Raw genomic sequence first — 18,715 nt, 5'->3', positions numbered from 1 at the left:
GCCATGCTCGGCAGGGGCTTCACCGGTAGAGCCTCTGCCGAGCATGGCTCGGCACTACAGGTGCCGCGTTCGCGGGGAACGGCATGCTGCTGGGCGCAGTAATGCTGTGCTGGGGCTTTCTCGGTAGAGCCTCTGCCGAGCATGGCTCGCACTACAACCTCGGTTCAGCGGTAGACCACATGCCGCAGCAACAGGAAAGTCACTCCAGCCAGGCCGGCCTCCACCAGCGGCTTCGCCAGCCACGCATACTGAAGACCCAAGGACTGGGCCACCCAGTCGATCAACCAGGTGCTGATCACGGTCATCAGCAGCCATAGCACCAGGAAGCGGGCAAAGCGCTTCCAGCCGTGGCGGTGCTCGCCCTGCGCGGCAAAGGTATAGCGCCCATTGAGCCAGAAGCCGAGCAGGGCGCCGCTGACCCGGCCCAGCAGGTTGCCCGGTGCTACCTGCAGTCCCAGCGCGGTGGCGGCAACAAACACGCCCCAGTCCAGCACCAGCTGCAGCAGGCCAATGGCGATGTATTGGCTGCCCTGGCGGAACAGGCTCATGGTTGTGCAGGCTTGAGTGACGGCCTGCAATGCTAACCCCTTGCGCTTAGAATCCAGAGACTCTCGAAGGAAGTTGTAGGCATGACCCAGCCGCTGCACATCATCATCCTCGCTGCCGGTGCCGGCAAGCGCATGAAATCGCTGCTGCCCAAGGTGCTGCAGCCTATCGCCGGGCGGCCGATGTTGGCCCATGTGATCGAGACAGCGCGTCAATTGCAGCCGGCCGGCATCCATGTGGTTTATGGGCACGGTGGTGAAGCCGTGCGTGCCGCCTTCGCTGATCAACCGGACCTGCTTTGGGCTGAGCAGAGCCAGCAGCTGGGTACCGGCCATGCCGTGCAGCAGGCCATGCCACAGGTTCCTGATACCGCGCAGGTGCTGGTGCTGTATGGCGACGTGCCGTTGATGCGCGCGCAGACCTTGAGCGCGTTGTTGAAAGACGGCCCGCGCCTGGCGGTGCTGGTGGCTGAGCTGGATGACCCGAATGGCTACGGCCGGATTGTCCGTGATGCCGAGGGCAGGGTTGCGGCTATCGTTGAGCAGAAGGATGCCAGCGATGAGCAGAAGCGCATCCGCACGGTGAACACCGGCATCATCACCGCCGAATCGACGGCTCTGCGGCGCTGGCTGTCGGGGCTGTCCAATCGCAATGCGCAAGGCGAGTACTACCTGACCGACATCTTTGCCTCCGCTGCAGATGAGTACGCGGCCGCTGAGCTGGTGCTGGTAAGCGACGCGCAGGACGCCGAGGGTGCGAATGACCCGTGGCAGCTGTCGCAGCTGGAACGTGCCTGGCAGCTGCGTGCGGCCAAGGCGCTGTGCGAGCAGGGCGCGCGTCTGCTGGACCCATCGCGCTTCGATCAGCGCGGCACGGTCACGGTTGGCCGCGACGTGCAGATCGATGCCAACGTGATTCTGGAAGGCGAGGTCGAGCTGGGCGATGGCGTCAGCATCGGCGCCTTCGTGCGTTTGAAGGACGTCAAGCTGGGTGCGGGCACCGAAGTGCGACCGCATTGCGATCTGGAAGGCGTGGTCAGCGAGGGCGCGGCACAGATCGGGCCATTTGCACGGCTGCGTCCGGGTACGGTGCTGGCCGATGGCGTGCACGTGGGCAACTTCGTTGAGACCAAGAAGGTCACGCTGGGCAAGGGCAGCAAGGCCAACCACCTGACCTACCTGGGCGATGCGGTTATCGGCAGCGGCACCAACATCGGCGCCGGCACCATCACCTGCAACTACGACGGCGTGAACAAGTTCCAGACTACGATAGGCGACAAGGTTTTCATCGGTTCCAATAGTTCGCTGGTAGCGCCGCTGACCATCGAGGATGGCGCCACGATTGGTGCGGGCTCGGTGATCACGCGTAATGCGCCGGAGGGCAAGCTGACGGTAGCGCGCACCCGGCAGCAGACCATTGAAGGCTGGGTGCGCCCTGTCAAAAAGTCCTGAGCCACGGCGGGCGCAGCGCGACGAACTCGCGCTGTTGCCGCGGATCGAAGCACGCGCCGCTGAACGCCTGCAAGGACATCCGGCTGCGCAGATATTTGCTGTCAGCCCGACCGACCCGCAGTTGTTTGAGCAGGCATGGCAGCAAGGAATGCTGTGGGTGATTACCAGCGAGCACGAACTGGCTGGTTACCTGATGGCGGGTGTTCTTGAGGCTGATTTCCACATCCAGCAGATGGATGTTGCGCCGGAACATGGGCGCAAAGGTTTGGGCCGGGCATTGCTGCGGCATGCACTGGAGCAGGGCAGGGCGCGTGGCCATCAGCGTGCGGTGCTGAGCACCCTGAGCGACGTTGCGTGGAATGCGCCTTTCTATGCCAGCGAGGGTTTCCGCGAGTGGCCATCGCCGGACTGGAGCGCGGGCATGCGCGAGGTGATGGCGGCAGAGGCAGCGGCAGGCTTCCCGATGGAGCTGCGTTTGGCCATGCAGCGAGCCTTGGAATAGCCGCAAATCGTTTCTTGTGGGAGCGGCGACAGCTTTTGTAGGAGCGGCGTCAGCCGCGAAGTCGGGGCATTTTCAGATCCCCGCTATAACAAGCGCTGATGCGATGTCAGCTTCGCGGCTTACGCCGCTCCTACAAAACGGTGGCTTTCAGTCATGCGGCAGCAGTATCGCCACGCACAGGCCGCCGTCCTTGCGGTTCTGCAATGAAATGCGCCCGCCGTGTGCTTCGATGATCTCGCGGGTCAAGGCCAACCCCAGGCCGGTACCGTTGCGCTTGGTCGAATAGAACGGCATCAACGCGTTCTGCAGCACGGCTTCGTTCATGCCGCTGCCGCGATCCAACACTTCGATGCGCAGCCAGTTGGGCAGCCGTGCGATCCGCACTTCCACCGATTCATCCGCTGCGCCATTGTCGGCGCCGGCTTCGTGCGCATTCTTCAGCAGGTTCAGCATTGCCTGCGAGAACTGCGATTGATCCAGGCGGCTGTACTGCTCATCCACCATCGGTGCCATGCGGAAGTTGATCTGCTGCTGCAGGCCCTGCAGGAACTGGCTCCAGGCGACGGTCTGCAACTGCGGCTGCGGCAGCTTGGCAAAACGGGCATAACCGCGAATGAAACCTTCCAGGTGGCGCGCGCGTTCTTCCACCGTACCGAAGATGTCTTCCAGCCGGTCATAACGGCCACGTCGTACCAGCTCCGCACCGGAATGCGCCAGCGAGGCGATCGGTGCCAGTGAGTTGTTCAGCTCATGGCTGATCACCCGGATCACCTTTTTCCAGGTCTGCACTTCCTGGCGGCGCAGCTCGGCGGTGAGCAGGCGCAGCAGCAGTAGTTCATGCGGGCGGCCGTTCAAATGGAAGGCGCGACGCGACAGGTGATAGATCTGCTCGTCATCGTCATCGTCATCGTCTTCGGCTGCATCCGGGTCACGTACCGCGAACAGGCTGTCGCCGCCGCGAGCGATGGCGTTGCGCAGCTCGATCGGCATGTTTTCCAGCAACTCGTGCATGCGCTGGCCTTCCAGCTTCCAGCCGCCGTGCAGCAGCTTGCGCGCGGCGGTGTTGGAGAAGGTCACGCGCTGCACGCCATCGCCGCCATCGGTGAGCAGCAGCATCGCCACCGGCGTGTTCTGCACCATGGTGTCCAGCAGCAACTCGCGCTGCACCAGCGATTGCCGCTGTTCGCGCAGCACATCGCCGAGCTCGGCGTGGGCCTGCACCAGCTGTGCGAATTCATCATTGCCGCGCCAGTGCACACCAAAGTTGAACTCGCCATCGCGGTAGCTGCTGGTGGTGCCGGCCAGCGCCCGCAGCAGTGAGCGGATCGGTGCGGTGGCGCGGCGCAAAGCCCACCACATGAGTGCAAGCAGGATGACGGTGGACACGCCCGCCACCACCCAGCCACGGTCCATCCAATACGCCAGGAACCACGGCAAGGCCGCCGCCAGGGCCAGCACCGGCAGCAGCCGCAGAAACAGGGTGAAGGTGAAGGAGCGCGTTTTCACAGGGATGTGCTCACTCGCGCGGGATGCCGTGGCGATCCATGCGCCGGTAAAGCGCCTGCCGGCTCAGCCCCAGCTCGGCGGCAGCCTGGGCGATGACGCCGCCGGCCCGTTCCAGTGCAGTGACGATATGCGCGCGATCAGGCTCGTCCGCCGGTGCGGTGGAGCGGGCTGGTGCACGTGGCAGGTTCAGGTCGGCAACCTCGATGCGCGGGCCCTGTGCGAGCAGGGCGGCACGTTGGATGACGTTGCGCAGTTCGCGCACGTTGCCTGGCCAGTTGTGGCGTTGCAGGGCCTGCAGCGCAGGCGCCGACAGCGGCTTGCCGTCGGCGAGGAAGTACTGCGCCAGCGGCAGGATGTCCTCGCGGCGCTCGGCCAGCGGCGGCAGGCTCAGTTCGACGGTGTTGAGCCGGTAGTAGAGATCTTCGCGGAAGCTGCCGGCGCGGATCATCGCCGGCAGGTCGGCATTGGTGGCGCTGACCACGCGCACTTTCACCTGTCGCTCGCGGTTGGAACCCAGCCGTTCAAAGCGCCCGGTTTCCAGTACCCGCAGCAGTTTCATCTGCCCGGTCAGCGACAGGTTGCCGATTTCATCCAGGAACAATGTGCCACCGTCGGCCGCCTCGAATTTGCCTTCGCGCGCCTTGTTGGCGCCGGTATAGGCACCGGCCTCGGTGCCGAACAGTTCGGCTTCGATCAGCTCGGACGGAATGGCACCGCAGTTGAGTGCGACGAACGGCCCTTTGCTGTGCGCCGAGTTGGCCTGGATGATCTCGGCGATCTTCTCCTTGCCGGCGCCGTTGGGGCCGGTGATCAATACCGGCAACTCCGATCGCGCCACCTGGCAGGCCAGGGCGATGATGCGTTCGCTGGCGGGGTCGGCAAACACCACGCCGCGCAGGTCGTAGCGATCATGCAGGGCCTGCTGATGGCGCAGCTCGCGGGCGCGGCGGCGGGCCAGCTCGCGGCGCGCTTCGGCCAGTTCCAGCAGGTTGTTGACGGTGGTCAACAGACGACCGTCATCCCAGGGCTTGGCCAGATAGTCGGCGGCACCGGCTTTGACCAGTTCCACCGCGCTGTCCAGGTGGGTCCAGGCGGTAAGCAGGATCACCGGCAGGTCCGGGTGGGCCTGGCGGATGCGCCGGAACAGATCCTGGCCCTCCTCGCCGGAGGTGGTGTCGGCGGTGAAGTTCATGTCCTGCAGGACCAGGTCGAACTCGTGCTCGGCCAGCATCGCCAGGCCCAGCTCGGGCGAGATGGCATGGCGGGTGTCGATGTCGTGCAGGGAAAACAGCACGTCCAGCGCAGTGGCCACGGCAGTGTTGTCGTCGATGATCAGGATCTGTGGCATCAGTTGTCGCAGAAGAAGATGAAAGGGCGGTGGTGGCCTGCTGGAGTCAGCACATTACACGCTGCGGGTCGCGCTGGCAGGCGGCAACTGCGCGGCACGCCGCGCGGGCGCGGTGACCGCCAGCTGGCCGAGCAGCAGCATCAGGCCGCCGGCGACCAGCAGGTAGGCCCACGGCAGCCGCGGCAGCTCGTAATGCTGCATCAGCCATTGGTTGATCACCAGTGCCAGCACCAGTCCCATCACCAGCCCGGCGCTGGTCAGCAACAGGTTTTCGGCGAGGAAGTGGCGCATCACCTGCATGCGGGTGGCACCCAGCGCACGGCGGATGCCGATCTGGCGGGTGCGCTGTTGTATCCAATAGCCGCTGAGGCTGGCGATGCCGATCAAGGTGATGGTCGCCACCACCAGGTTCACCGTGAGCAGCAGCCATACCGCAGCGCGGCGGTTGCGCAGGCCATTGCTGCGCAGCTGCTCGTAGCTGGATACGACCGGGTTGAAACTCTTGGCCATCTGCCCGGCATACGTGGACTGCAGCACGCCCGGTACGGCCTTGATCACCGCGTCGCGTTGATCCGCGTCGGTGCGCAGCACGAAGCTGAGCAGCGGCAGCCCGGCGGGACGGCGTGGCAACAGGATGGCGTACTCGGCCTTGCCATCGTCCAGTTCGCTGAGCTGGTAGCGCAACAGGTGCGCAACCACGCCGACCACCACGTAGTGGCTGCCGCCATCGCCGGAGGTCAGCGGCTGCCCGACCGGATTGCCTTCGAACAAAGCCCTGCCCAGCGCTTCGGTGATGATGATGGGCGTGGTGGCGGCGTTGCCGTCATCACCCATCTGCAGGTCGCTGTATTCGTTGTCCGTGAAGTCGCGGCCACGGCTGAGCCGCAGGCCCAGCGTATCGATCAGCTGGTTGCCGATGAAGCCGCTGACCATCGCGCTGGCGCCGGTATGCGATTTGAGGTCGTAGACCATGGTCAGGGTCTCGCGCATCGGCGCGCCGACCACTGCGGTTGCATGCTTCACGCCAGGGATATGCGCCAAGGCAGCAGCACCTGCGCTGCCCTGCGCGGCGCTCCAGTTGCCGTCCGGGCGCACTATCTGGTCGATGATGATCACCTCCTTGTCGGCGATGCCGTCGTCGATCAACAGCGGGCCGGCCTGCTGCGCGAGCAGGAACAAGGTATTGCAGAGGATGGCGCAGGCCACGGTGATCTGCAGCACGATCAGCCAGGGCATCAACGGCTGGCGGCGCATGGAGGAGAGCAGCGGATTCATGCGATGGCCTCGTTCAAAGGGTTTTGACCTGCAGCGCAGGTTCCTGGCGGGCGGCGCGGATGGCCGGCAGCAGCCCGACCACCACGCCGGTGATGACCGCCATCAACAGCAGGCCGGCAAACAATGTGGGGCTCAAGCGGGCCAGTGATGAGTAGGCCTCGCCCTGTTGCCGCATCAGCCACAGGCCGGCCAGCGTCAACGGCAATGCAATCAGCCCGCCCAGCAAGCCGGCCAAGGTCGATTCGACCATGCAGGTGGCAATGATCGCGCGGCGCGGGGCGCCGAGCACACGACGCACGCCGTGCTCACCGGCGCGGCGCAGGAAACGTGCTGCGAGCAGGCCGGCGACGTTGACCAGGCATAACACCAGCAGGCCAAGCGCAAGCCACAGATTCAGCCGCACGCTGTCCGGGACCACCCGGTTGAAGTGCAGCCACTGCGCCATTGATTGCAGGCGGGTACTGGGCGCACGCGCGAAGATGCCGGCGGCGTGGCGGTCGGCGGCAAAGCTCTGCAGGCTCTGCATATAGCTGTCACGTTGCGCGCTGTCTTTCAGCTCGGCCCACAACACCAGCCAGCGGCATTGCTGGGTGTCGATCTGATCGAAGCGGAAACCGCCAAAGCCATTGCCATCGCAGATGCGGGTGCTGGTGATCTCCGTGCCGGATGCCAATGCGGCTTCGGCGGGGGCGAACAACTCATCGCCGTCACCCTCCCAGCCTGCGTTGTAGGACGGCAGGAAGTGCGGGCGCGGACGCGGCGCCCAGCGCTCGCTGATGCCGATCACGCGGAAGTTGTGCTTGCCGAGGCGGATTTCCGCGCCAGTGCCGTCCTCGCGGCCGAGCAGGTGCTCGCTGAGCGCGCGGCTGATCACCACCACCGGGGTGCGCGCGGCCTCTTCTTCTGCGGTCCAGAACCGGCCGTAGCGCAGCGGTACGCCGAACATCGGCAGCATCGGCCCGATTGCCAGTGTTGCCGAAACATTCTTGCTGAGCGTGTTGTCGGTGTTGCTGGCGGTGACCGGTGCACTCAGCAAGGCGGTCTGTGCCACATCCGGGCGCAGCTGACGCATGGCCTGCACGTCGGCCAGCTTCCACAGCGGCGGCACGGGTGAGCCGTCGCCGTAGCTCTCGCTCTCGCCGCTTTTGGCGGCCTGGCGCGAGTCGGCCCAGGCCAGGTACAGGTTCTGGCTGACGCCGGGCAGCGGATCGGCCGCCAGCACCGACAACAGGGTGAGCATGGTCATCACCGAGGCCAGGCCCAAAGCCAGCGTGACCACCACCAACGCCATTGTCCTGGGGTGGCGGATGCAGCCGCGCAGGCCGGTTTCCAGCGTGTAGTTCATGGCGTTGGTCCTGCCGCCGCACGGTGTGCATAACTCAATACCCGCGTGGCCTGCCATTGGCCATCGCGCAGGCGCCAGATGATGACGAAGTCGGCCAGGCCGTCGCAGTGTTCGCCCTTGAGGTTGCAGAAGCGGTGCTGGCCGCGAGCGATCGCACCGAAATCCTTGATCGGGAACACTTCCAGCGTGCCCGGCAACAGCTGCCGGGTGTAGTTGCCGCAGACATGTTTGCGGGTATTGGCGAGCATCGCCTCGCGGGTCCAGGTGACGCCACCAGTGTCGTGGTAGAACTCCACCGCCGGGTCGAAATAGCCTGCGTGCTTCTCGAACTGCGCGGGATCGCTGCAGTGGTTGAAGCTGTCGAACATGCCGTGGTCCAGCGCGGCGATGGTGTCGTGGAGGCTGGCGTTGTCGGCATCGGCGGCGTGCGCCGGTACTGCCAGCAACGGGGACAGCATCAGCAGCAGGCACAACAGCTTGGTATTCATCAAGGCAACTCCGTAACGCAGTGGAAGAGGATCAGGCCGCACGGGTGGCGACGGCAGGTGGCACCGATGCTGCGCGCCGTGCGGGACCCAGCACGGCAATCTGCCCCAGCAACAACAGCAATACCGCTGCGATGGGCAGGTACATCAATGGCAGACGCGGCAGCTCGTACTGGGCCATCAGCAGCAGGTTCAGTGCGTAGGCCAGGACCAGCCCAAGGACGATGCCGGCGCTGCTCAACAGCAGGTTTTCCAGTTGGAAATACCGCAGGATGTGGCTGCGGGTAGCACCCAGCGCACGGCGGATGCCGATCTGGCGGGTGCGCTGCTGCACCCAGAAGCTGGCAAGGCCGATGATGCCGAAAGCGGTTACCGCAAGCAGCGCGATGCACACGGCCAGCAGCAGCCATATCACCGAGCGGTCGCGGTGGTGATAGTTGTCGCGCATCTGCGCCAGCGTTCCCTGTTCTTCGATGATGCGGTTGGGGTCTGCCTTGTTGAGGGCGGCAATGGCCGCCTTCAGCACGGCCTCGCGCTGCCCGGGGCTGGTGCGCAGGGCGTAGGCGCCGTTGGAGACCCGGATCGGGAACACCATGGTGTCGAAGCGGCCGCTGAACTCGTTGCTGTCGCCCGGTGCCAACAGGTCGTCGATCACGCCGACTACCTGGGTCGGCTTGCTGCCCCAGACGTAGATGTTGCTGCCCACGGCATTGCCATCGGGAAACAGCGTCCTGGCCAGCGAATGGCTCAACAACACGCTGGGCACAATGGGGTTGGCGTCGCCACCGGCGAAGGCGCTGTTCTCCAGATAGTCCTCAGGATTGAAACTACGGCCTTCGCGCAGCTGCAGGCCGAAGGTGGGCAGCAACTGGCCGTCGTCCATGTAATTGGAGGCATGCACGGTGGGCCGCGTCTGGTCCGGCTGCAGGCGTATGCCCGAGCCCCAGACGTTGCTGCCATAGGGGATCTGGTTGATGCTGCTGGCCGCCTTCACTTCGGGGATGGCAGCAAGTGCGGCGAGGTCCTGCTTGCGCAAGGCGTCGTAGTTGACGTCCGGCAGCAGGCTGCTGGTGGCCAGATAGACCAGTTCGTCCTCGGCCACGCCGCTGTGCTGCTGGATCTGGGCGATACGGTTGCTGATGATGAACACCGCATTGCAGATGATGGCGCAGCTGATCGCGATCTCAAGCACCACCAGCAGTGCGGCGATCTTGTGCCGTGACATTATCGACAGGATGGGGCGGATGTCCAAAGGGATTCTCCATGGCGGCAGCCAGTGGTGGTTGGGGGCTTCAATGGCGCTGCGTCATTGGCTCTTGAGCTGCAGCGCGGGAGGGATACGCATTGCCCGCCAGGCCGGCAGCAGTCCTGCAACCAGGCTCACACCGATGGCCAGCACAAAGCTCATCCACAAGGTGGTGACATCCATCTGCGCCAGTTGTGCGTATTCGTCCGGCTGCTGGCGGATCAACCACAGGCCCATTGCTGCAAAGCCCACACCCAGCACCCCGCCGGCCAGGCCGATGAAGCCGGCCTCGGTGAGGCATTGCTTGAAGATGTCCGCACGCGATGCGCCCAGCGATCGGCGTATGCCGATCTCGCCGCTGCGGCGCAGGAACTTTGCCAGCAGCAGGCTGACCGTATTGATCATGCACACCAGCAGGAAGCCGAAGGCCAGCCACATCTGCAGGCGCACGTCGTTGGGCACGATGCGATTGAAGTCCAGCCAGCCCATCACGTCGTGCAGGCGCACATTGGTGGGCCGTTCAAAGCGGCCACTGGCGCGCTGGGTATCGGAATAGTCGGCCAGGTATTTCAGGTAATCACGGGCTTTGCCCGGCGTGTCCAGCTGCACCCAGTACTGCACCCAGGCACAAGGTGCGGTGAGGCCGCGATTGCCTTCATCGGCATCGCTGTTGCCCCAGCAATTCATGCTGCCCTGGGTATCAAGCTTCAATGCGCGCGAGGTGGAGAAGGGCAGCAGAATCTGCTCGTCACCGCCATAGCGCTGGCTGGTCAGGTCGTAGAAGCGGGGCGCCGGCTTCCAGTCGCCCAGCAGCCCGATCACCCGGAACACACCCTGTGGAAGCCGTAGTTCCTTGCCGATGACCTGCTCTGTGCCGTACAGGCGCCGTGCCAGCTTGCGGTCGATGACCGCAACCAGCGCACGTCCATCGTCATCGGCTGCACCCCAGGCGTTGCCGGCAGCCAGCGGCACTTCGAACATTGGGAAAAAGTCTGCCGAGGTGTAGCGCGCCATCGCCCGGAACGGCTGCGCGGTGTTGCCGCTGGGCAGCACCGTCACCGAGCCGGCGCTCATCGCTGCCTGGCGATCACCGCGCTTCTGCCGCAACAGTTCTTCGGCATCGTAGCGGGTCATCTGCTCCAGTGGATCCGATTCCAGCCGGGCGTCCTTGCCCATGCTGCGCGGTTCCAGCTGCGGATAGAACAATTGCTTGCTCTTGTGCGGAATCGGATCGCCCGACAGCACGAAGTACAGGCCAAGGGTGGTCATGGTCGCGCCGATACCTACTGCGATGGTCAGCACCATCAAGGTGGTCAGCACCTTGTTGCGGCCGAAGCCGCGCCATGCCAGTTGCAGGTAATAGCCGAACATGCCCACTCCTTGAGCCAGATGATCAGGCGCTGCGTGTTGCCACTGCCGGTGGAATCGATGCCGCCTTGCGGGCCGGGCCGAACACCGCGATCTGGCCCAGCAGCCACAGCAGCACCGCACCTACCGGCAGATACAGCAGCGGCAAGCGCGGCAGCTCGTAACGGCCCATCAGCCACTGGTTGAGCAGGTAGGCCAGCAACATGCCGACCACGATGCCGATGCCGGCCAGCAGGAAGTTCTCTGTCTGGAAGTAGCGCAGGATCTGTGCGCGGGTAGCGCCCAGTGCGCGGCGGATACCGATCTGCTTGGTGCGCTGCTGCACCCAGAAGCTGGCCAGGCCGATGATGCCCAATGCGGTGACCAGCAACAGCAGGCCGCTGACGATCAGCAGCAGGCCGATCATGTCGCGGTCGTCGGCGAAGTACTTGGCGCGCTTCTCTTCGACGGTCTGCTTGCTGTAGATCAAACGATTGGGATCGTTCTTTTCCAATGCTGCCACTGCCTGCTTCAGCACTTCAGCGCGGCGCGCAGGATCGGTCACGCGGATGACGAAGCGGCCGCCGTTGGCGTAGTTCATGCGGATCGGGAACATCAGCGAATCGGTGCGGTTGCCGTTCTGGTTGTTGGGCCGCAGCAGGGTCTGCACCACACCGACGACAGTCATCGGGATGTTGGCCATGTACAAGGTCTTGCCAACGGCGGCACCATCCGGGAACAGTTTCTTGGCCATCGATTCGGTGAGGATCACCGAGAACTTCATGGCTTCAAGGTTCTGCTCTTTCTCCAGGGTGTCATTGCTCATGTACTCGTCGGCGTTGAAGTCACGTCCGGCAGTCAACTTCAAGCCCAAGGTCTTGAGCGTGTTCTCACCGATGGTGTACTGCGCGCCGTTGACCGACTGCGCATCGGGTTCGGGGCTGGCGGACAACGAGGTGTTCCAGGAACCGCCCTGGAACGGCAGCTGGTTGATGATGGCAACGTTCTCAACGCCGGCGATGCCGCGCAACGAGGCAATGTCCTCGACCGTGCGTGCATCGCCATCGACCTGCTTGCCGATACCGCTGAGGCCGATTTCGATCAGCTGGCTTTCATCGATGCCGCTGGCCTGCTGCATGTTCTCGATGCGCTGGGAGACGATGAACAGTGCGTTGCAGATGATGGCGCAGCTCAGCGCGATCTCCAGCACGATCAGCGCGGCGGCTGTCTTGTGCCGTGACAGCGTGGAGAGGATGGGACGGATTTCCATGAGGTATCTCCGAGGAAGCGTGGAGCTGGGAATGGGGTTTGGTTGGGAGAAGCGGGGGCGAGAGCAACTGCACCCCTCCCCAACCCTCCCCTGCGCGTTGCGCAAGGGAGGGGCTAATGGCGTTACTGACTCTTGAGCTGCAGTGCCGGTGCTACCTGCATGGCACGCCAGGCGGGCAGGATGCCGGCGAGCATGCTGGCGAGCACCGCCAGGGCGAAGGTGAACAGCAGCATCGATCCGTCCAGATGGGCAAGCGATGCGTACTCGGCCGGACGCTGGCGCACCGCCCACAATCCGAACAGGGCAAATACCAAGCCGAGCAGGCCACCGGCCAGGCCAATCGTGCCGGCCTCGATCAGGCACTGCTTGAAGATCTCGGCGCGGCTGGCACCCAAGGCACGGCGCACACCGATCTCACCACTGCGACGCAGGAACTTGGCCAGCAGCAGGCCGACAGTGTTGACCAGGCACACCAGCAGGAAGCCGAAGGCCAGCCACATCTGCAGGCGCACGTCGCCCGGCACGGCGTTGCGGTATTCCATCAGCTCCATGACATTGCGCACGCGGGTATTGGCCGGGCGCTCGAAACGACCGGCAGCGCGCTGATTCTCGGAGTAGTTGTCCAGGTAGCCCTTGAAGCTTTTCGCATCGCCCGGCGAATTCAACTCCACCCAGTACTGGACCCAGGCGCAGGGCACATTCAAGGCCATCGCATCGTTGACGATCTCGCGGCCAAAGCAGTTCATGCTGCCGTTGCGGTCCAGCTTGAGTTCCAGTGAGGTGCTGAAGGGCACGAACACGTCTTCTTCGGAATCGAATTTGCCGGAGTACAGGTCATAGAACTTGGGCGCAGGCTTCCAGTCCTTGAGAACGCCGACAATGCGCAACGCGTGGCCTTCCACCAGCACTTCCTTGCCGACGCTGTTCGCACCTTTGAACAACTTGTCATTGAGGGTCTTGCTGATCACCGCAACGCGGCTGCGGCCCTGGTCTTCATCGCCGCTCCAGCCCTGGCCGAACGCGAACGGCGTATCGAACATCGGGAAGAAGTCAGCCGAGGTGTAGCGCATGCTGATGCTGAAAGGCTTGAGTGCATCCACGCGCGGATCAACGATGCCGCCACCGCCGGTCATCAGCGCCTGGCGCGGCGCCTTTTTCTGGCTCAGCAGGGTCTCCGCATCGAAGCGGGTCAGCTGCATCTCCGGCTCCTCACCGGCCTTGTAGCCTTCGCGCATGCCGGGGTCCAGCTGCACATAGAACAAGCGGTCGCTCTTTTGCGGAATCGGGTCGCCGGAAAGCACCTTGAACACCGTCAAGGTGGTCATCGCAGCACCGATGCCGAGCGCGATGGCCAATACCATCAGTGCGGTCAGGATCTTGTTGCGGCCGAAGCTGCGCAGCGCAAGTTTGAAGTAGTAACTGAACATGGACGATCCTTGGCAGCTCAGGCGCTGCGGGTGGCGACGATGGGTGGAATGGACGCAGCGCGCAGGGCAGGGCCGATGACGGCAGCCTGGCCCAGCAACCACAGCAGTACGGCACCCAGCGGCAGGTAATACAGCGGCAGCCGGGGGATTTCGAAATAACGCATCAACAGCTGGTTGCCGGCGTAGGCCAGCAGCATGCCAAGCGCGATGCCGGCGCTGGTCAACAGCAGGTTTTCGGTCTGGAAGTAGCTGATGATCTGGCGGCGGGTTGCGCCCAGTGCGCGGCGCACGCCGATCTGTTTGGTGCGCTGCTGCACCCAGAAGCTGGCCAGGCCGATGATGCCCAGCGCGGTGACCAGCAGCATCACCAGGCAGATGCCGAGCAACAGCCGGGTCATGCTGCGGTCCTGGCGGAAATAGCTTTCACGCAGCTGCTGCAACGGCATGCTGTAGTCGGCCGAGATGATTGCTTCAGGGGTGACCTTGGGCGCTGCGGAAACCGCATCGTTGACGATGCGCGGCAGATCGCGCGGGTTCGCCCGCAGCACATAGGTACCGGCCTGCGCATCGGTGGTGACCGGTACGATCACCGACCATTCCATGCCGGCCACTCCGTTCTCGCTGCGGCCCGGATCCGGGCGTGAGAAATGCGCCAGCACACCGGCCACGGTATAGCGGTAGTCGCCCATCCAGAACTGCTTGCCGAGTGCGTCCTGGTCCGGCCACAGGTGCTCGGCGAACGCACGGGTGATCCATACCTGTGCCTGTTCCGGCAGGAAGTTGCTGATCGGCTGATAGTCGCTGTCGTTGAACATGCGGCCTTGCACCGGCTTCAACTGCAGGGCATCGATGGCACCGGCGTCCATCGTGTAGAAGTGCGGCACGCCGCCGTGATGTTTGCCCTCGGCGTCCAGGGTAATGCCGGCGACAGCGGCGCGCTGGCCGAACGGCACGGCATTGGCCACGCCGACCGCCTGTACACCGGCCTGGCTGCGCAGCTGCTGCAGCCAACGGCTGTTGAGGTCCACCGCAGTGCAGGACTCGCAGTCGTTGAGGGTGAGGGTGGCGATGGCGGCTTCGTCGACGCCGCTGTTCATGCCGATCAGCTCCATCCGCGAGGCGGCCAGGAACAGCGCATTGCACAGCACCGCACAGGCCAGCGCGATTTCCAGCACGATCAGGCTGGCGGCGATGCGATGCCGCGACAGGGTGACGAGGATGGGTTTGATGTCCAGGGTCATGGCTTACAGGGCCTTGATCTGCAGGGCCGGGTCGATGCGGGCGGCGCGCAGCGCCGGCAGCAGTCCAGCGATGACGGTGGTCGCCACGGCGGTGGCGAAGGTGAGCAGCAGCATCGTCATGTCCAGCTGCACCATGTCGGCGTAGGCCAGCGGCTGCTGGCGGATGCTCCACAGCCCGATCAGGGTGAACAGCAGGCCCAGCACCGCGCCGCCAACACCAATCAAGGCGGCCTCGATCAGGCATTGCTGGAACACCATCGCGCGGGTCGCACCCAGTGCACGCAGTACGCCGATCTCACCGGTGCGGCGCAGGAACTTGGCCAGCAACAGGCCGACGGTGTTGAACAGGCAGATCACCAGGAAGGCGATGGCCACCCATGCCTGCAGCTTCACATCACGCGGCACCACGCCGTTGTAGTCCATCCATTCCATCAGGCTGCGCAGCCGCGCCAGTTCCGGCTGGCTGATACGGCCCAGCTGCTGTTGCTGCTGTACATAGGCCTGCAGGTGCTGCTGGTAGGCAGCGACCTTGGCCGGGCTGTCCAGCTGGACCCACAACTGCAGCCACGCGCAGTCGGTGTTCTCCAGATGGCCCGGGTTCTCCGGTAGCTTGTTGCAGGTGAACTGCTGGAAGTTGCCGGCGTTGATCTGCAGGCCGCTGAAGAAGGGCACCATCACCTCTTCGACCGGGCCGTAATAGTCGGCGGTATCGCCCTGTGCAAAGCGGCCGCCGGCCACGGTGTAGAACAGCGGCGAGGGGCGCCACGGCTTGAGCACGCCGATGATGCGTACTTCGCTGTCGCGGATGCGCAGCATCTTGCCGGTGCTGTCCTTGCCGCCGAACAGGCGCTGGTTCAATTCCGAGGAAATAACCGCCACGCGGGCGCGGCGCTGATCATCCTCGGCCGACCAGCCGGCACCGAAGGCCATAGGGGCCTGGAACATCGGGAAAAAATCGGCGGTGGTGGACAGCATCGTGGTCATCATCGCCGGCACTTGGCTACCGGGAGCGGACAACTTGATGGTGCTGTCCACCACCAAAGCCTTGCGATCGGCCGGACCGTCACGCCACAGGTCCGTCGCCGAGGTGTAGTCGAGCACGTCCAGCGGTTCACGGCTGGCGCGTTCACCGCGCGGGGATGCATCCACCTGCGGGTAGTAGATCTGCGCGCTGCGCCCGGGCAGGGGATCGCCCGAGAGCAGGTGCGTCACTGTCAGCGTAGTCATCGACGCACCAATGCCCATTGCAATGGACAGCACCATCAGTGCGGTCAGCACGGGGGTGCGGCGCAGACTGCGCAGGCCTTGGCGGAAGTGATAGGCGAACAGCGACATGGGTGGCTCAGCCCTGGTTGTCGGCAACAGCGGCGATGCGGGCGGCGTGTGCCAGCACCGGCTCGCGGATCAGATCGGTGGCCTGGCCATCGACGATATGCACGTTGCGCTGGGCGCGGGCGGCCAGTTCCGGATCATGGGTCACCATGACGATGGTGGTGCCCTGGCTGTTGATTTCTTCCAGCAGCTCCATCACGCCGCGTGCCATCTGCGTATCGAGGTTGCCGGTCGGTTCGTCGGCCAGCAACAGACGCGGGCTGCCGGCCAGGGCGCGGGCGATGGCAGCACGCTGCTGCTGACCGCCGGACAGTTCGGCCGGGTAGTGCTTCATGCGCGAGCCCAGGCCGACATCGGCCAGTGCCTTCTCGATGCGCTGCTTGCGCTCGGCCGAGGGCATGCCACGGTAGCGCAGCGGCACGTCGACGTTGTCGAACAGGTTGAGGTCGGGGATCAGGTTGAAGCCCTGGAAGATGAAGCCGATCTTCTGGTTGCGCAGGCGCGAACGGGCGTCATCGCCGAGGTGGCTGACGTCCTGGCCATCGAGCAGGTACTGGCCGCTGGTGAAGGTTTCCAGCAGGCCGGCAATGTTGAGGAAGGTGGTCTTGCCCGAGCCCGACGGGCCGGTGACCGCGACGAACTCGCCTTCGCGCACATGCAGGTCCAGCGAACGCAGCGCATGGGTTTCAACCTGTTCGGTACGGAAGACCTTGGAGACGGATTGCATCTGGAGCATGGGTATTCCTTTCAGCGACGGGGAATGTGGAAGGTGGAGCGGGAACGGGGTTCTTGGACTGCGTTTGAATGGGTGATGCCAGGGCCGGCGATGGGGGGCTGTGTTCGAAGGTTCCAGTGCCGGCGGCAGGGCTCACGACAACCCCGACGACTGCTGCTGTTTCCAATCCCGAAACCCAACTCCCCAATCCCGGCCACAATCAATTGATCGATACGCGCTCGATGTCGCCGAACAGATCGGCACCGGAGACAACGATCTTGTCGCCCGGCTGCAGGCCGGAGACGATTTCAACTTCGCCCAGGCTGCTGACGCCGGTCTGGATCGGGCGACGCACCGCAGTGCCGCCGCTGACCACATAGGCGTAGCGGCCACCGGACTGTTCGACGAACGGACCGCGCTCGACCTTCAGCACGTTGTTGCGGGTATCCAGCAGGATGCGCGCGCTCATGCGCTGGCTCTGGCGCAGGCCGGGCGGCTGCTTGTCGGAGAAGCGCAGGCGGGCGACAACTTCGCCGTTCACCACTTCCGGCGACACCGCCGCGATCTCGCCCGGGAACGGCTGGCCCGAACCACTGGTGAGCTGGGCCGGCATGCCGATGGCCAGATCACGGGCAAAGCTCTCAGGCACCTTGATTTCAATCTCGAAGCGCGACAGATCAACCACGCCCAGGATCGGTGCATTGGTAGCGACCTGGGTGTGCTGGGTGGCCTGTACCTGGCCGACCTGACCGTCGAACGGCGCGCGCAGGGTCAGTGCATCGACCTGGCGCTTTACCTCGGCCACCACGGCTTCCTGGCGGTCCGCCATCAGGCGCTTGTTGCGGGCGTCCAGGCTTGCGCCCTGGCTCTGCAGGCTGGCGTCCTGATGGGCGTGCTGCAGTTCGATGTCGGCTTTCTTCAGTTCGTCCTGGGCCTTGGCCAGATCCACCTGCGGCACCGCGCCGCCATCGTAGCCGCGCTGGTAGCGTTGCAGGTCGCGCTGTGCGGCGACCTTTACCAGCCCAGCCTGGTCCGACATCTTGGCGCCGGTGGCGCGCGCCAGGGTGGCGTCCAGCGCGGCGCGGCCGGCCTCGGCTTCCAGGCCGGCCAGTGTTGCCTGCTCCTGGGCCAGCTTGCTACGCAGTTCCGGGCTGTCGATCACCGCCAGCTCCTGGCCCTGCTTGACCACGTCACCTGCAACGACCTTGAGGGTCACCGTGCCGGAGGAGATGGCATACAGCACCGGGCTGTTGGCGGCGATGACGCGGCCATCGGCGGCGATGTCGCGCACCAGGTTGCCGCGGCTGACCTCGGCCACGCGCAGGCGGTCACCATCGAACGAGCGGCTGGCGCCGAGCCAGTTGCTGATGACGTAGCCGATGCCGGCCACCACCACCACGGTGGCGACCGCAGGCCACATATAACGACGCCAGACGGGTTGCGGGCGCTGAGTACTTACCTGGTCCTGGGCGGAGGTGTCGCGGATCATCGTCGGCTTCGCTGCTGGGGTTGGTATCTATTAAGCAGGTCGCGTGCCAACTCCAACTTGTTGAAATTGTTTGGAAAGTATTCAGAAAGGTGAGTGTCCGGGTGTCCGCGGACGCTTTCGCGGACAGTGTCCGGGCGCCGATGTCCCGGCATGTCCGCTGGTTGTCTGATCCAGCTGACTTAGAATGTCT

16 protein-coding genes are annotated in these 18,715 nt (G+C 64.5%); 2 read left to right on the top strand and 14 right to left on the bottom strand.

Annotation, left to right across the window (positions count from 1 at the left end; all coding sequences use genetic code 11):
- Positions 1–164: 164 nt before the first annotated feature.
- Entirely contained in the window at positions 165–548 is a 384-nt protein-coding gene (locus tag ABE493_RS02605) for a GtrA family protein (protein WP_346496985.1), read from the bottom strand.
- 81 nt (positions 549–629) lie between these two features.
- Here ABE493_RS02605 and glmU point away from each other — a divergent pair, with 81 nt between their 5' ends.
- The gene (gene glmU, locus ABE493_RS02600) at positions 630–1,997 is read left to right on the top strand and encodes a bifunctional UDP-N-acetylglucosamine diphosphorylase/glucosamine-1-phosphate N-acetyltransferase GlmU (RefSeq protein ID WP_346496983.1); all 1,368 of its coding nucleotides are present in this window, start codon (positions 630–632) and stop codon (positions 1,995–1,997) included.
- A 34-nt stretch (positions 1,998–2,031) separates the two neighbouring features.
- Positions 2,032–2,499, top strand: coding sequence for a GNAT family N-acetyltransferase (locus ABE493_RS02595; RefSeq protein WP_346496981.1), 468 nt, complete (start codon positions 2,032–2,034; stop codon positions 2,497–2,499).
- Between the two features lie 147 nt (positions 2,500–2,646).
- On the opposite strand, the gene ABE493_RS02590 is transcribed toward ABE493_RS02595, so the two are convergent.
- From ABE493_RS02590 to ABE493_RS02530, 13 genes are all read right to left on the bottom strand, one after another.
- Positions 2,647–4,005 carry a sensor histidine kinase gene (locus ABE493_RS02590; protein WP_346496979.1) on the bottom strand — a complete coding sequence of 453 codons (1,359 nt, stop codon included), beginning with the start codon at positions 4,003–4,005 and terminating at the stop codon, positions 2,647–2,649.
- A gap of 10 nt (positions 4,006–4,015) precedes the next feature.
- Complete coding sequence (locus tag ABE493_RS02585) at positions 4,016–5,353, bottom strand: sigma-54-dependent transcriptional regulator (protein ID WP_430980696.1); 1,338 nt, start codon at positions 5,351–5,353, stop codon at positions 4,016–4,018.
- 54 nt (positions 5,354–5,407) lie between these two features.
- Complete coding sequence (locus tag ABE493_RS02580; protein WP_346496977.1) at positions 5,408–6,628, bottom strand: ABC transporter permease; 1,221 nt, start codon at positions 6,626–6,628, stop codon at positions 5,408–5,410.
- A gap of 13 nt (positions 6,629–6,641) precedes the next feature.
- Positions 6,642–7,973 carry an ABC transporter permease gene (locus tag ABE493_RS02575; RefSeq protein WP_346496975.1) on the bottom strand — a complete coding sequence of 444 codons (1,332 nt, stop codon included), beginning with the start codon at positions 7,971–7,973 and terminating at the stop codon, positions 6,642–6,644.
- Positions 7,970–8,461 carry a nuclear transport factor 2 family protein gene (locus ABE493_RS02570; protein WP_346496973.1) on the bottom strand — a complete coding sequence of 164 codons (492 nt, stop codon included), beginning with the start codon at positions 8,459–8,461 and terminating at the stop codon, positions 7,970–7,972. Before ABE493_RS02570 ends, ABE493_RS02575 begins: the two co-directional genes overlap by 4 nt.
- A 31-nt stretch (positions 8,462–8,492) precedes the next feature.
- Positions 8,493–9,710, bottom strand: coding sequence for an ABC transporter permease (locus tag ABE493_RS02565; RefSeq protein ID WP_346496971.1), 1,218 nt, complete (start codon positions 9,708–9,710; stop codon positions 8,493–8,495).
- 54 nt (positions 9,711–9,764) lie between these two features.
- Positions 9,765–11,075 carry an ABC transporter permease gene (locus ABE493_RS02560; RefSeq protein WP_346496969.1) on the bottom strand — a complete coding sequence of 437 codons (1,311 nt, stop codon included), beginning with the start codon at positions 11,073–11,075 and terminating at the stop codon, positions 9,765–9,767.
- A 22-nt stretch (positions 11,076–11,097) separates the two neighbouring features.
- A complete protein-coding gene (locus tag ABE493_RS02555; protein WP_346496967.1) occupies positions 11,098–12,321 on the bottom strand; it encodes an ABC transporter permease in 1,224 nt (407 codons plus the stop codon).
- A gap of 122 nt (positions 12,322–12,443) precedes the next feature.
- Complete coding sequence (locus tag ABE493_RS02550; RefSeq protein ID WP_346496965.1) at positions 12,444–13,748, bottom strand: ABC transporter permease; 1,305 nt, start codon at positions 13,746–13,748, stop codon at positions 12,444–12,446.
- A gap of 17 nt (positions 13,749–13,765) precedes the next feature.
- Entirely contained in the window at positions 13,766–14,989 is a 1,224-nt protein-coding gene (locus tag ABE493_RS02545) for an ABC transporter permease (protein ID WP_346496963.1), read from the bottom strand.
- A gap of 3 nt (positions 14,990–14,992) precedes the next feature.
- Positions 14,993–16,318: an ABC transporter permease gene (locus ABE493_RS02540; RefSeq protein ID WP_430980699.1), complete on the bottom strand. Its 1,326-nt coding sequence runs from the start codon at positions 16,316–16,318 to the stop codon at positions 14,993–14,995.
- A 13-nt stretch (positions 16,319–16,331) separates the two neighbouring features.
- Positions 16,332–17,057 carry an ABC transporter ATP-binding protein gene (locus tag ABE493_RS02535; RefSeq protein WP_346496959.1) on the bottom strand — a complete coding sequence of 242 codons (726 nt, stop codon included), beginning with the start codon at positions 17,055–17,057 and terminating at the stop codon, positions 16,332–16,334.
- A gap of 199 nt (positions 17,058–17,256) precedes the next feature.
- Positions 17,257–18,525, bottom strand: a complete 1,269-nt coding sequence (locus ABE493_RS02530) for an efflux RND transporter periplasmic adaptor subunit (protein ID WP_346496957.1) — start codon at positions 18,523–18,525, stop codon at positions 17,257–17,259.
- Positions 18,526–18,715 lie beyond the last annotated feature (190 nt).

It is taken from the genome of Stenotrophomonas terrae (assembly GCF_039674165.1).
Classification (GTDB): Bacteria; Pseudomonadota; Gammaproteobacteria; order Xanthomonadales; family Xanthomonadaceae; genus Stenotrophomonas; species Stenotrophomonas terrae_A.
The sequence above is the reverse complement of the archived record's forward strand: the minus strand, read 5'-3'. Positions and strand labels throughout refer to the sequence as shown.